The organism is Clostridium sp. D33t1_170424_F3 (assembly GCF_015667585.1).
Lineage (GTDB): Bacteria > Bacillota > Clostridia > Oscillospirales > Acutalibacteraceae > Anaeromassilibacillus.
Window position 1 is genome coordinate 1 of the sequence record NZ_JADPEG010000018.1, and the last position, 12,831, is coordinate 12,831.

Here is a 12,831-nt window from a genome sequence, read left to right on the forward strand (position 1 = left end):
TCTTGGAACAGCGGCCCCTTTTACATATGGGAAGGATTTTTAAATAGTTACCGTACATAGGCCTGCGGCCGGCTCGCGTCTGCGGCAAGGCCCATTGCGGGCGTTCATTTCATTACCCAATGGTTACCGTACAGTGCTTGACCGGTTTCTGCCCGTTCAGCGCAGTGTAAACGCCCGTGCTCTCGCCCGGCGCGCCAGTCGCCCACACGCGGTAGTAATACTCATTGCCGATCTTCGCGACAAACTGGGTCTTCAGCACGCCGCCGTTGCCCACGGTGAAGCTGGGCACGTCGCTTTCTTTACCGTTGACGACCGTCATCTTGAAGCAGTAGGCCGCGCCGCGATTGAGCGTAAAGCCGACGGTGGTGTCGGAACGAACGGTTGCGGTTACAGCCGGTGCAGTGGTTACAGGGGTTCCCGCCACGGCATTGCCGGAGGAGCCATACCCGTTGCCGGAAGAACCGGAGCCGCTGGGCCGGCTGTTACCGCCGGAGGAAGAAGAGCCGGAAGAGCCGGCGTTCATGGCGCGGGTCAGCCTGGTGTGCGCCGCGTCCACTTCTTCCTGAGTGGCTTCCGAATTTGACAATACGCGATTTGCGTCGTCCAGCGCCTCGTTGAACGCTTTGCGCTCGGATGCGCTGAATTTAGAAGTGTTGAGACTCTCTGCTTTGGCGACGAGCGCTGTCAAAGCGTCCTTATCCGGCGTCAGGCGCAGGTTCATGATTGCCGCAAGCAGCTCGTCGGCCGCCTTGTCGGCGTCCGCCTGGCTTGCATTTGCGTTGCTCAGAACCTTCTGCGCGTTGTCATAGGCGAGCAGGAAAGCCGCCTTGCCGGTTTCGAGGTAAGCGTCCAGATTGCCGTGGATTTCTTCAGCCTGTGCAACGATGCTGCTCAGGCTTTCTTTGTTGACGGCATGCTGTAGGTCTTCAATGGCCTTGAGCAGCTCGTCATGGACCCTGGTCACATCGACGGCGAGCGCGTTTTCGCCCATCGCCGCGATTTCCTCAGCGGCCGCGCGTTTTTCCAGATAGACGTTCCAGCTTTCCGCGGTGAAGTCGGCTTCGTTCAGCTCGTCCGCGTTGGCAAGGAGATTTTGCAGCTTGGTGAGGTCGCCCTTCTCAAAGCTCAGGTGCTGGATGATGTTCAGCAGGTCTTTCCACGCGCCGTCGATCTGATCCTGCGCGGCGGTCTTGTCGCCGGCTACCGCCTGCGCGCTTTCCAGCGCCTTGTCGAATTTCCCCCGGACGATGGCGACGGCGTTCTGGTATTCCTCGCCGCCCTTGAGTGCGAGCGCAGCGTCGATGATGCTGTTCAGCGTCTGCTTGCTGACAACGGTGAAGGTAAAGCGGAGCTGCGCCGCGTCCGCGATGGCGCCTTCGTAGACAAAAGAAGTGGTGTCGGTGTCCTTGTCAAAGACAACCGGCTTGCCGTTGATGGCGATTGCCGCAAATTCACGGCCTTCGACTCTGGGGGTGAAGGTCAGTTTAAAGGTGCTGTCGGCCGGGAGCTGGGCATTCAGGCTGCCGGTGATGTTGGCAAGGCCTGCGTCCACGCCTTCCGCTTCCACGGAGACGGTCTTCGCGGGGAAGGTGACGGACAGGTTGCGGTCGCCCGGAATCGGAAGCGCGTCCTGGGAGGTGGTCTCGTTGCCGTTCAGCGTGTTCTGGAATAGCAGATAGTACGCGGAGGCGGACCAGCTGAAGTTCTTGGTGTGCAGGCCGACGCCGGTTTCCGGGTTGTAGTTTTCACGGATGGGACCGTCGCCGAGCAGCCCTTCCGCATGGTCAAACAGGCGGTAGGCCGCGTCTTTGGCCTCCTGGGTGTAGCCGTAGTTCTGCAGGGCTTCCACGCCGTACAGGGCCTGATCCATCCACACGGGGCCTCTCCAGTAGCGGTTGGGGTCGTATTTGTCGTTGTCCTTGGATGCGGTCGGGAACGGCATGTAGAGATAGAACTTTCCTTCGTCCAGCATGTTCTCCACCACATCGTCCGCCATTTCCTGTGTGGCCATCTTCGCCCACAGCGGGATCCAGCCTTCGGTGCCCTTGCCGCGGTTGACCAGCAACTTCTTGGTCTGGCCGTCTGCACTGGTCTGCAGGTCGTAGTAGAAGCCGGTCTCCTCGTCGAACATCATGGTGTTGACATAGTCGCGGACCTTTGCGGCCTCTTCTTCGTATTTCGCGGCATCTTCCTCATAGCCCAGCTCTTCCGCCATGGCTTTCAGGAAGCCCTTTTCCGCATACAGATAGGCGTTCAGGTCCGCGGACTCCTGATTGATGGTGTATCCGACGGTTTCGCCTTCGTCGTTCTTTACTTCAAAGACATGTACGCCGATGTCGTCCGGGCCGTTGCCGTCTTTGTCAAAGCGGGTGGCGTTGTCCATGCCGCTTTCCCACGCGGCGGCCTCGATCACAGCGTCCTCGTCAAAGAGCTTGTTGCCGTTTTCATCGGTCTTGATGGAACCGTCGCTGTTGTACTGATAGTGTGCGTCGTGTACCATGCCGCCGTATTCCGCGATGCCGTTGCCGTCGATGTCGCGGTTGGTATACCACCAGTCGTGATAGGCGACCAGCTTGGGATACATTTCGCGCAGGAATTCAATATCGTGGGTCTGCTTGTAAACGTTGTAGACGGACCAGGAAGCCAGCGCAGGCTTGGAGTTGCGCTCGTTCCAGTTGCCGCCGTCGCCGCCGCGTTCCGGGCCGACGTTGTAGAAGATACAGTCGATGATGGTGCCGGCGTCCTGCGGACGGATCGCGTCGTCTTCTGTGATCTGATAGTCAAACAGCGCGCGGATGTTATCCTCCGCCAGATCGCCGTTAAAGTGCGCGGTTGCAACTGCCTGCTTCCAGGAGTCCCATGCCCACATACCGACAAACCATTTGTAGGAGGTGGAGGGGACTACGCCGTCGTGCTGCAGCGCGCCCGCCGCGCTCATCCAGTTGGTGGACAGCGTCTCCATGGATTTGACCGCGGCGTTCTTGTAAGCCGCGTCGACGTCCGCGCCTTCAATGGTATCGATGTACCCCTGCCAGCGGCTGGTATTCTCCGTAAAATACGGTGTGCCGTCCGCCAGCATGTCCGCCGCCTTTTCCTGTTCCGCCGCCGCTTCGTCCGCGGTGAACGTGTAGCTCTGCGTCTGAAGGGTGGTGAAGACGTCGTCCGGATTGACCGTAACCGGCTCATTAAATGTGGAAACATAGCTGAGGCCGTCTTCGGCGACTTCCGTCGTTACCGCGCGGTCAAAGCGGATGTTAAACTTGTTTTCCTCGCTGGTCAGCAGGTTCCAGGTGCTGCGGATCGTCTCAAAAGAAACGGATACGCCGTCGTCTTCTTTTTGCAGGGAGGTGCCGAGCGCTGCGCCGCGGGTACCGTAGGTGTTGAAAATATCGCCCGCCTGTTTGAGGGTCAATTCCAGCGCCTCGTCCGTTTTGTTCAGAATGGAGGTGCGGATCAGGGCTGTGCGGTCGCTGGAGAAAATCAGCTCCAGCTTGAGGTCAAAGTCGTCCATCTCATAGGTCTGCACCAGTTTGCCGGGGTAACTGGCGACCGTCGCCTTTGCGGTGGACAGGTCGTAGGCAGTACCGTCCGCACGGACGATCTGCCATTTGCCGATGCTTTCCGACAGGTTGATGGGATACTCCTCCGCGATAATCATCGGGCCGGCGAATCCGCCGTACAGCCCGGTGGCGTCCTGCGGATGCAGATAATAGCCGTGCCATGCGCCCATATCGGAAAAGTTGTTATATTTATTGGTGTCGTAATCCCCATACATGCCGGGGTCCGGGATGCCGGTCACGTTCAGAACGTTTGCATAGCCGATGGGCTCTGCGTCCAGCAGGCCTGCGTTGGTCCTCGCGGATGCAGCGGCGCCGGGAATGGTGCTGGTCAGCATCGCCGCGCAGAGGGACAGGGCGAGTGCGGAACGGTGGAATTTCTTCATACGATCGCCTTCCTTTCACATACCTTTTAAAAATCCTTCGTTTTACAAGTCTGCGATGGGCTGTAAAAACGATCCTCCTTCCCTGCCGCTTGCAGACGATTTGCCATAGATTGGATAATCCAAATAAATGAAAAAGTGGACTATTATGTTAATCTAATTAACTCAACGCCTGTATTCTAACAGTTTCGATTTCCGATGTAAAGAGGTTTTATAAAAGTTCACAAAGATTGGATATGTTGCCAGAAGGAATGATTCTGTATTGTGAAAAATGCGCTTCAGTATAATACCACAGTACCGGATTTCACCTCGCAAGCGCACTCAAAACTGAGTTGTTTTTGGGTGAAACAGTCATAAATAGAATAAAATGTAAAGGAATCCATATCGTCCGCAAGAATGTATTTTGCGATGATAAAGCGGTCCTCCACGCAGGTGATAAAATCGCCAAGCTCCTTGCTGTACTGTACCTGCAGGCCGGAGTTGAGCACGCCGTCCGCCTCGATGCAATCGCCGCAGTCGGAGATTTTGTAGGCGCGCCCGTCCTCTGTGTCAATGCAGAAAAAGGCGTCCGGCTCGTCCTCTTCCAGGTTGAGCTGCGCGACGATACGCCGCTTGCCGGTGCGCTTGCTGACGGCGCAAAGGCGCTGGTCATTGGAGGGGAAGTGTTTGACGCGGAAATAGAGGTCTTCGTCATTCATGCCGGCATAGCGCACCAGGCCGCTGGTGCCGGCGCTCAGGATCAGCTCCATCGGCGCGCGGGCTTCCCCTGCCTTGATGGAGACGACAAAATCGAACAGCGGGCAGAGCCAGACGTTGTCGTTGACGTGTTCGCCCAGCCAGCGCATATTCCGGTAGCATTTGTACTTTTCGCGTTCGTCGCCGTGCGGCTGGAGGACCAGCAGCTGACGTTCGCCGTCCAGATCGTAGGAGATCAGCTCGCAGGCGGAGGCGGCGCAGATGCGCGGGTCCCGTATGTAATAGTAGGCTTCTTCATCCAGGTCGAACAGGAGCGCCACGCGCTGATAGCCGGTCAGTTGGCGGTAGGCCGCAAACAGCTCCGTGTGCGCGTCGTCCTCCGTGGTGTAAATGACCACGCGGCCTTCGTCCAGCGCGGCGCACTCGGAAAAGCTGCCCACCAGGCTCAGCACGACGCAGCTCGTCTCCTCGCCGGTGAGCTTGTCGATGCGCAGGATTTCAATTTTTCCGCCGCCGTCTTCCAACACGACAATGATTTCATTCGGAAAGCTGAAGTAATGCTGCGTCAGGGACGGCTTGTCCAATATATAGTTGGCCAGGATGCGTTCGCGCCGGGTTACCCGGTTGTATTCCAGCAGGAACAGGCTGTTGTGGCCTTCTTCAGTTTTTTCTTCGGCGTAATAAATCAGATGGTCGCTGATCTCAATCAGCTGGTCATTGCAGCTTGCAAAGACGTTGCGCAAATCCACAACTTTCATGCTTCCACCTCCTGGAAATGATAGGATCATTATTCCATAAAAGAGGCGCAGCCTCCAACACAACGGAACAATGTTCTCCCAGCCGTCGAAAGCTTGCTTCCGGTTACGGCGTGAGGTAATTATTCCATAAAGAGGCGCAGCCTCCAACACAACGGAACAATGTTCTCCCAGCCGTCGGAAGCTCTGCTTCCGCTAACGGCGTGAGGTAATTATTCCATAAAGAGGCGCAGCCTCCAACACAACGGAACAATGTTCTCCCAGCCGTCGGAAGCTCTGCTTCCGCTAACGGCGTGAGGTAATTATTCCATAAAGAGGCGCAGCCTCCAACACAACGGAACAATGTTCTCCCAGCCGTCGGAAGCTCTGCTTCCGCTAACGGCGTGAGGTTATTATTCCATAAAAGAGGCGCAGCCTCCATCACAACGGAACAATGTTCTCCCAGCCGTCGGAAGCTCTGCTTCCGCTAACGGCGTGAGGTTATTATTCCATAAAAGAGGCGCAGCCTCCATCACAACGGAACAATGTTCTCCCAGCCGTCGGAAGCTCTGCTTCCGCTAACGGCGTGAGGTTATTATACCATAGAGAAAAGTAGAATGAAACAAAAAGAAGGGTGCGCCGCGGCATGCAAATAGCAGCAAACGGCGCGCCCTTCCGGCACTTTTGCGGGAATTCTGTCAATTGGAGGCGGGGCGGAGCTTCCTCCCGTCAAAGCGGTCCAGCACATGGATGAACACCACAGCCAGCACGGCGGTAATCACCATCTGCGGGAGCATGTAGGTTGCGTTGTAGGTAAGGGAATAGAACCACACGGGCCAGCCCTCCGGGGTGTAGTCTTTCCAGACGGTGCAGCCGGATGTAAAACTGCACAGCAGGCGGATCAGAGAAACGATGCAGGTTCCCACCGCAACGCTGACAGTGCGGTTTTTAAACGGCTTGCCAAAGAAGGAAGCCGCACCGAGCGCGGTGAACGCGATCACATAGTCAAGCAGGATGACAACGGCAAACGCACCGAAGGTTTTGGCCGGGGGCGCGTCGAACCGCAGGAGCATCTGCAAGAGACTGTGTGTAAAGGCGGCGCCGATTCCCCATTTGGGGCCGCGGTGGAACGAAAGGAGTACAAGCGGAACGGACGCGCAGGTGACGGAGCCGCCCATGGGCATCTGCCACAGCTTGAACAGTTCCAGCACGGCGGAAAGAGCGATCATCAGCGCGCTTTCCACCAGGATGACGGTGGTGCTGTCTTTTTTCATGTTTACCCTCCAATTGCGGCAAACGCCGCGTTCCGCCTGTTCCCGGCCGGCGGCGCCAAAGATATTGAATCCGGGTGCAAAAAAAACGCCCCGCGATATGCCGCGGGGCGTTGTACGCTTGCTTGCTCCCTACGCTGGCATTATCCAGATCAGGTAAAAGGTTAAAAGGCGGTAAAGCGCCTTTCTCTCAGCCGGGCAAACCCCAGCACCCTTGCGAACGCTTGCGCGTTCCGATTCAGTTCGTATCTATCATACCGCGCCGAAGGCAGTTTTGTCAATGTTTTGTCGAACTTAGCCGCGGAAAAAGGGGTGGACTTCACAGTCGAAACGTGATAAAATGAACATATCTTTCTTTGAACCTATGACAATACTATCAAATTGGAGGAAAATTTATGAAACTGACAAAACTGGTAAAGAGCGTCGGCGTCCTGGCGCTGGCGGCCCTGATGATGCTGACGATGGCTGCCTGCGGAGGCGGCAATAAAGAAGAAGAAAAGTGGGAACAGGATGTCACCGTAATCATGGAAGACATCACCACCTCTCAGACCGCGTTTAATACAGCCCTGGCAAACATCCAGCCCGGCGATGAGGCTTCCCAGACCGCAATTCTGGACGCAATTGCAACGCTGGAAGACGACTTTGCAAGGCTCAAGGAGGTAGAAGCGCCGGAGAAGTACAAGGATGTGCAGGTGAAGTTCAACACCGCGGCCGATAAGGCGCTGGAAGGCACTGCGGCGTTCAGAGAAATGGCGAACAACCTTGGCGACGGCGGCGACATGACCGTTGTCAGCGAGAAGCTTTCCGCCGGACAGACCGCGTACGAGGCGTTCCTCACCCTCTGGCAGGAGGCGCTGGACGACCTGACCGCGCTGGTCACGGCGTAAACAACACAATAAAATGAAAAGCTCCCCGAATCTTCGGGGAGCTTTTTTTGCGTATAAGCAGCCTCTCCACAAGCTGCGACCGTCAGGAAACGTGAAAATCCTCAAACGGAATCTCATTGTAGGGGTTGGGGACCAGATTCTGCCGCGGCGGGGAACCGTAATCCATGCCGGGCGGCAGCGGCTCCAGGGGGATTGGTTCACCGGGTTCCAGGATTAAGGCGACCGGCTCCGGTTTCTTCTGCAGATTGATATGGTGGGTGGGCGTGAGCGGCGGCTCCGCCTGCGCTTGTGCCTCAAGTTTCTGCAACAGCCTTTGTATGGATTCGTAGGAATCGGTAAAGTCGCGGCGGTCCGGCACTGCGTCTGTTTCGGATTCCGCCGGAGGGGAAATGTGGTAGAAGGCCGCCGGCTTCGGCTGCCGGACAGGCGGCCTCGCCATGTCGGTATAAGAACCCGGCAGGATGGCAAATGCCGGGGAAATCTTCGTTTCGTCTGGGGAAGGTTCGGAATCGTTCTCCTCTGTAGAACCGGGAGACGCTACATAGAGCATCCCGCCGTCGGTTTGCTCCGGTTCGTTGTCGTCAAGCACGACGTAATCTTCCATAAAACCTTTGATGAATAACTTTCCAAGAAGGTAAACGATAGCAACAATAACAAGCATTTCCATTGTGCAACCTCATTTCTCACACCGTAAAAACGGTCCAAGGGCATACACGACTCGTACAATTGCGTTTAAGGGGATTGGGACCATGGACATTGGAAGAAAAAATGACGGCACAGCTTTTTCATTGCGCAGCCTCTTTCCTGTCATACAAAACGGTCCGGGAACATCCAGTTCATCCATGCAGAGCAAGGGATAAATGTTCAGGAATTGAAAAATACTCACCGATCCGGAACAGCTGTTTATTCGGTATTGCATTCATTATATACGCTTGTTATATTTTTGTCAAATTTTGGTGAAGAAAGGACACCTCAATTTTGGATGTCCCTTTTTGGGAGGAAGAATGAGCGCGATTGCGCGGCGTTCCTATATGTTTCTTGTGTCGATCAGGTTGACGGGAATCCCCTTGCTTGCGCGTAATGTAGCGTAGCTGTGGAACCGCTGCGGATTCTTGGATTGCATACCGCCAACAGGGAGTCTGTGTGATCGACCAGAAAACGGTTGCGTTCCATCATACAGCGGTCCGTGTACTGTTCATGCAGGCAGATCAGGCGATTTGCACGGCAAAGAATAGAAAAGTAGCGTTTTTTGGCTTCGTCGGTCCAGCGTTCTTCCTGATTCGCGCACGGTAGAACGCAGACAAGACGAAGCGAAGTATAGGTTTGCCGCAGTTCCAGCACGATTTCCGCGCCCCAGGTATCCCCCCCTGTGCCATGCCGGAGAGGAAGAGGGTAGTGCCCGCATAGGCAATGTTGATGATCTCTGACAGCATCCGTTTTTTCAAACGGATGAAATCCGGGTGGGATTCGTCGTATTGAAAGGGAAAACGGTCCGGGCGATGGCCGGTAAAGGCACAGGTAAGAATATGCGCCATATGATATGCCTACTTTCTTAGATATAATATAAGGACACTATATCACATGGAGACGTATATTGCAATACCGGTATTTTTAAATGGATTATCGGGCATACATAATGAGAACAAAGGTTGTGATATTATGTTTGCTGTTAGGTTAAAATGTCTGAGAAAGTCCCAAGGGTTGAATCAGGTAGAGCTTGCTAAAAAAATAGGTGTTAAAAAGCAAAGCATTAGCAATTGGGAAAATGATAACATTTTACCTTCCATTGAAATGTTAGTTAGGATTGCAGATTATTTTCAGGTAAGCACGGATTATTTGTTGGGCAGAGAAACGTTGCAGTATCAGGATGGCATCTATTTGGAAGTGACCGGTTTGAGGGCTGAACAGGTCAAGCATGTGGAAGATATTATAAATGATATTCGGAATGGTTAGGAGTCAGTGTAAAAAATGTCCCTATTAGAGATCACGGCAATCGTAGGAGAAAGGCTGAAAAATTACCGGGAACAAGCAGGGCTGAGCCAGGAAGAACTAGCAGAACTGGCTGGCTGTCACCGAACATATATTGGTCAAATTGAAAATGCAAAGAAAAATCCCTCTATTGAGAATATAGGAAAGATTGCTCGCGCGCTGAATATTTCTTTGGAAACGCTGTTTGAAAATATTATCGAAGGGGACAATGAGGAAGAAATTGCTTCCGCTTGCTATAAACTTATTCAATCCCAGCCGTTGAAGGAGCAGGAAAAGCTGTACGATATTTTAAAACAAATTGTAGACTATAAAAAATAGTTATTTTTCCAGCTGGTCAAAACAGTCTAATCAGCCGCAAATACGCATGGTTACTGGGGTTATGAAAAACGGACTATGGGCTGAGTGGAAGAATGGTGCCCAAAGGAAAACGGTGTCTTGCAAGAACTGCTAAAGCAATATAAGACTTGATTTGACAGATACACGCTGAAACATTAGAATTGAAAAAACGTGGGGTGAATACACCTTTGGCGGAGAAGATGTACCAAAGATCATTTATACTATAGGAGGTATAGTGGTGGAGAAAAATTTGAAGATTGAAAATACAATGTATCAAAAGGCACTTGAATTAATTGTGACACGTTACCCTATCGGCTGGGGCGGTGCAGCAGTTATTCATACAACTAACGATAATTATTTTACAAGTGTTGCGCTTGATACCGCGAATGGAAGCGCACAACTATGTATTGAAGTTGGAGCCATGTGCGAAGCACATAAATACAATGAGAAAGTAACTCATTGCTTATGTGTAGTGAGAGATGATGAAAAATCCCCTTTTAAAGTTCTTTCGCCTTGTGGTATCTGTCAAGAAAGATTGAGATATTGGGGTACTGATGTTTTGGTCGGTGTCACTACAAAAAATGAAAAATTACTATTTATAAAGCTATGCGAATTTCAACCTTATCATTGGACAAATGCCTATCCCGATGAGGAATTAGAGCATTTTGCAGAGTAAGATTATGAGCATAATCTTTGCTACGCCTTATTGGTATAAGGCGCACCATGCTATCTGGTTGTTTTCAATAGTGGCAAGCAGTGTTTGAGTGTACACACATCACTCAAACCGCTTGCTGGGGGAGCTTCCCCCAATCCCCTATTATGTCCCTGACGGGGCAGCTACGCTCCTTGCTGGAGCTATCAGAAGCAGGTGCCTTACATAGCCTTAGTGCCGATGATTAGGCCGCTCGGAATGGGGCGTATGAGCCTGTTTCAGAGGTCAGAAGATACCCCCATAGAGTAAACTACACCACCACCCCTTAAATGTGCTTCAAACGTTCCGTGTGTACCAGCTGGAAAGAAAGTTTGTGGTGCCCCAAATGGCGCCCGACTTGTTCAAATACTCGATAAGAAGATTTAAGGGCTTAACTGCAATTTATAAAGAAAGTCTGATTCTATGCGGGTTCGCGGGGTATGTTATAAAACGAGGCAAACGCTTTTAAGCTATATCTTTGGATTCAGGCAATAAAAAATCATAAACGATATTCGGAGTCAATAGGAGTTTGTGCAATTAAAATGTCTATGGAAAATTGTAAATCAGAGGTAACAAGAATAGTCGGGGAAAGACTGAGAAACTACCGGGAACAGGCAGGACTGAGCCAGGAAGAATTGGCGGAGAAGGCGGATATTCATCCCGGTTATGTCGGAATGATAGAGCGCGCAGATAGGAACCCGACTGTTGAAACGGTTGAAAAGATTGCCCGGGCGTTGGACTTGCCGTTGGAAACGCTGTTTGAAAATATTGTGATCGGAAATGACGGGAAGAAAGTTGCCGCAGAGTGTTACCAATTGATTCAATCCCAGCCGTTGAAGGAGCAGGAAAAGCTGTACGATATTTTAAAACAGATTGTAGACTATAAAAAGTTTTGACGTGTTCAGAGTGTAAGTAAATATCAAGACAAAAAAGCCGTACAAACTGTATTTCTACAGCTTGTACGGCTTTTTAAATGTTATCGATTCATACACGGCGATTCTACTTTTCCCACTCGGATTGAGAAGTGCGGCCTTCCATCTGAAAAACCGTCTGGAACAGCATCGCGCCTGCCAGCGTATTGAGGACGGCGGTAAACGACTGGTCGGCAGGCGTCACAGCAGGATATAAAAAGCCGAACGGTACAATCCAGAAGCATCCGCACAACAGCAGGAATAAAACGAAATGTACAGTAGAAAAGCGCCGGATGCGCGGGCTTCCGTGTGTAACGAGAAGACACAGAATAAACCCGAAGGCGATTTCTGTGACGAACATGAGGCACCAGCGAAGAAAGGCCCATTTGGCTTCATAGCGGAGCCCGTAAAGACGCTGAAAATGGAAGAGCAGTTTTGACCGCAGCACAGCGCTGACAGTCAGCAGCGCGGCGGATGAAACAGGAAAAAGCCATTTTCTCACGTTCATAGGTAGTTCCCCCAACAAAAGGATGCTGACGAAAGAAAAGCGGTTAAGTGATTTACAATGTTCTGAAATATCGTACGATCAAAGCGCCGACGATCAGGATAAAACTGATCGTCATATTCCTGGCAAATTTTTTCAGGAAAGACCGGTCTGCAACCGACTGATGGTTTCTCTTTGCCCGCAGAAGCTGAATCCAATTGGGAAAATACTCCATGATATTAACAATTAGTATAGAAATAACGGAAAACCAAAGGCTGTATGCTTCTGGAAGCGTCCAATTGGCGAATACCAGAATAGCGGCAACAAGAAAGGGAACGATTCGGTCAACTGTCATAAAAGTACCCCCTTACAGCCCGAGCGGTCAAACCGCCGGGCGGGTTGCAATTATGTATGCGGCATAAGCGCACATAAACATGACATAAATAAAATAGAAAATCATTTTCCACTTGTTGCCCCGTGTCCGTTCCGTTTTCCAGTCCCTATAGGAATCGGTCAGGATAGCTGAACTGGAACACAGAACAAAAGCAATCATCAAAAGCGTGCGCATCCAGTGCTCAACATCTAAAAAGAAATACGCAAGCAGGAAGAACAGGCTTGTCAGGCTTGCCACGACTTTTGGTAAGAGTGAGAGGACCTTTTTACGTTCCATATGAATTCCTCCTAACAAAGCGCCGGTTTTGGCCGATTAAGGGGGTGGTTCGGAAGAACCGGAATCAATTCGGATGCGCTGGCCGCAACGACGGCAATACAACGGATGGGTTACTGCGTACAGCAGCCGTTCAATGGTGTGAGGCGTTCCACAGTATGGACAACGGCAAAACCGAAACATGAGGATAAAGCCAATCAGAAGAATTGCCAACGAAAGAGGCCG

General features: G+C 52.1%; 13 protein-coding genes and 1 riboswitch. Of the genes, 5 read left to right on the forward strand and 8 right to left on the reverse strand.

All coding sequences use genetic code 11. The features are described 5' to 3' along the window. Positions 1-112: 112 nt before the first annotated feature. The 3 genes from ygjK to thiT form a co-directional block, all read right to left on the reverse strand. Positions 113-3,943: an alpha-glucosidase gene (ygjK, locus tag I4V53_RS11675; RefSeq protein WP_195985876.1), complete on the reverse strand. Its 3,831-nt coding sequence runs from the start codon at positions 3,941-3,943 to the stop codon at positions 113-115. A gap of 275 nt (positions 3,944-4,218) precedes the next feature. Next, on the reverse strand, positions 4,219-5,394 hold the full coding sequence (locus tag I4V53_RS11680) for a hypothetical protein (RefSeq protein WP_195985877.1): 1,176 nt from the start codon (positions 5,392-5,394) through the stop codon (positions 4,219-4,221). 674 nt (positions 5,395-6,068) lie between these two features. Further along, positions 6,069-6,644 (reverse strand): energy-coupled thiamine transporter ThiT, encoded by a 576-nt coding sequence (gene thiT / locus I4V53_RS11685; RefSeq protein WP_195985878.1) that lies wholly within the window; start codon positions 6,642-6,644, stop codon positions 6,069-6,071. A 109-nt stretch (positions 6,645-6,753) separates the two neighbouring features. Further along, positions 6,754-6,867, reverse strand: a riboswitch (TPP riboswitch). Positions 6,868-7,036: 169 nt separating this feature from the next. Here thiT and I4V53_RS11690 point away from each other — a divergent pair. Continuing rightward, entirely contained in the window at positions 7,037-7,528 is a 492-nt protein-coding gene (locus I4V53_RS11690) for a hypothetical protein (RefSeq protein ID WP_195985879.1), read from the forward strand. Positions 7,529-7,610: 82 nt separating this feature from the next. Here the strand turns inward: I4V53_RS11690 and I4V53_RS11695 are convergent, their stop codons facing one another. Next, positions 7,611-8,195 carry a hypothetical protein gene (locus tag I4V53_RS11695; protein WP_195985880.1) on the reverse strand — a complete coding sequence of 195 codons (585 nt, stop codon included), beginning with the start codon at positions 8,193-8,195 and terminating at the stop codon, positions 7,611-7,613. Positions 8,196-8,575: 380 nt separating this feature from the next. Continuing rightward, on the reverse strand, positions 8,576-8,869 hold the full coding sequence (locus I4V53_RS14220) for an SLOG family protein (protein WP_195985881.1): 294 nt from the start codon (positions 8,867-8,869) through the stop codon (positions 8,576-8,578). Positions 8,870-9,109: 240 nt separating this feature from the next. Between I4V53_RS14220 and I4V53_RS11705 the strand changes: the two genes are divergently transcribed. The 4 genes from I4V53_RS11705 (at position 9,110) to I4V53_RS11720 (ending at position 11,440) form a co-directional block, all read left to right on the forward strand. Further along, entirely contained in the window at positions 9,110-9,481 is a 372-nt protein-coding gene (locus tag I4V53_RS11705) for a helix-turn-helix domain-containing protein (RefSeq protein WP_286167136.1), read from the forward strand. A gap of 15 nt (positions 9,482-9,496) precedes the next feature. Then, positions 9,497-9,835, forward strand: coding sequence for a helix-turn-helix domain-containing protein (locus I4V53_RS11710; protein ID WP_195985882.1), 339 nt, complete (start codon positions 9,497-9,499; stop codon positions 9,833-9,835). A 256-nt stretch (positions 9,836-10,091) separates the two neighbouring features. Beyond that, on the forward strand, positions 10,092-10,529 hold the full coding sequence (locus tag I4V53_RS11715) for a cytidine deaminase (protein ID WP_353616518.1): 438 nt from the start codon (positions 10,092-10,094) through the stop codon (positions 10,527-10,529). Positions 10,530-11,086: 557 nt separating this feature from the next. Beyond that, positions 11,087-11,440 carry a helix-turn-helix domain-containing protein gene (locus tag I4V53_RS11720; protein WP_195985883.1) on the forward strand — a complete coding sequence of 118 codons (354 nt, stop codon included), beginning with the start codon at positions 11,087-11,089 and terminating at the stop codon, positions 11,438-11,440. A gap of 103 nt (positions 11,441-11,543) precedes the next feature. Here the strand turns inward: I4V53_RS11720 and I4V53_RS11725 are convergent, their stop codons facing one another. Genes I4V53_RS11725 through I4V53_RS11735 form a run of 3 tightly spaced genes read right to left on the reverse strand, consistent with a single transcriptional unit; the run spans position 11,544 to position 12,609 of the window. Beyond that, positions 11,544-11,963 carry a hypothetical protein gene (locus I4V53_RS11725; protein WP_195985884.1) on the reverse strand — a complete coding sequence of 140 codons (420 nt, stop codon included), beginning with the start codon at positions 11,961-11,963 and terminating at the stop codon, positions 11,544-11,546. Between the two features lie 52 nt (positions 11,964-12,015). Further along, a complete protein-coding gene (locus I4V53_RS11730) occupies positions 12,016-12,294 on the reverse strand; it encodes a hypothetical protein (RefSeq protein WP_195985885.1) in 279 nt (92 codons plus the stop codon). A gap of 27 nt (positions 12,295-12,321) precedes the next feature. Then, positions 12,322-12,609, reverse strand: coding sequence for a hypothetical protein (locus I4V53_RS11735; protein ID WP_195985886.1), 288 nt, complete (start codon positions 12,607-12,609; stop codon positions 12,322-12,324). Positions 12,610-12,831 lie beyond the last annotated feature (222 nt).

What these genes read in the sequence shown, in the direction of transcription:
- ygjK (WP_195985876.1), bottom strand. Translation starts at nt 3,943, where the DNA reads ATGAAGAAATTCCACCGTTCCGCACTCGCCCTGTCCCTCTGCGCGGCG.
- I4V53_RS11680 (WP_195985877.1), bottom strand. Translation starts at nt 5,394, where the DNA reads ATGAAAGTTGTGGATTTGCGCAACGTCTTTGCAAGCTGCAATGACCAG.
- thiT (WP_195985878.1), bottom strand. Translation starts at nt 6,644, where the DNA reads ATGAAAAAAGACAGCACCACCGTCATCCTGGTGGAAAGCGCGCTGATG.
- I4V53_RS11690 (WP_195985879.1), top strand. Translation starts at nt 7,037, where the DNA reads ATGAAACTGACAAAACTGGTAAAGAGCGTCGGCGTCCTGGCGCTGGCG.
- I4V53_RS11695 (WP_195985880.1), bottom strand. Translation starts at nt 8,195, where the DNA reads ATGGAAATGCTTGTTATTGTTGCTATCGTTTACCTTCTTGGAAAGTTA.
- I4V53_RS11705 (WP_286167136.1), top strand. Translation starts at nt 9,110, where the DNA reads ATGGAGACGTATATTGCAATACCGGTATTTTTAAATGGATTATCGGGC.
- I4V53_RS11710 (WP_195985882.1), top strand. Translation starts at nt 9,497, where the DNA reads ATGTCCCTATTAGAGATCACGGCAATCGTAGGAGAAAGGCTGAAAAAT.
- I4V53_RS11720 (WP_195985883.1), top strand. Translation starts at nt 11,087, where the DNA reads ATGTCTATGGAAAATTGTAAATCAGAGGTAACAAGAATAGTCGGGGAA.
- I4V53_RS11725 (WP_195985884.1), bottom strand. Translation starts at nt 11,963, where the DNA reads ATGAACGTGAGAAAATGGCTTTTTCCTGTTTCATCCGCCGCGCTGCTG.
- I4V53_RS11730 (WP_195985885.1), bottom strand. Translation starts at nt 12,294, where the DNA reads ATGACAGTTGACCGAATCGTTCCCTTTCTTGTTGCCGCTATTCTGGTA.
- I4V53_RS11735 (WP_195985886.1), bottom strand. Translation starts at nt 12,609, where the DNA reads ATGGAACGTAAAAAGGTCCTCTCACTCTTACCAAAAGTCGTGGCAAGC.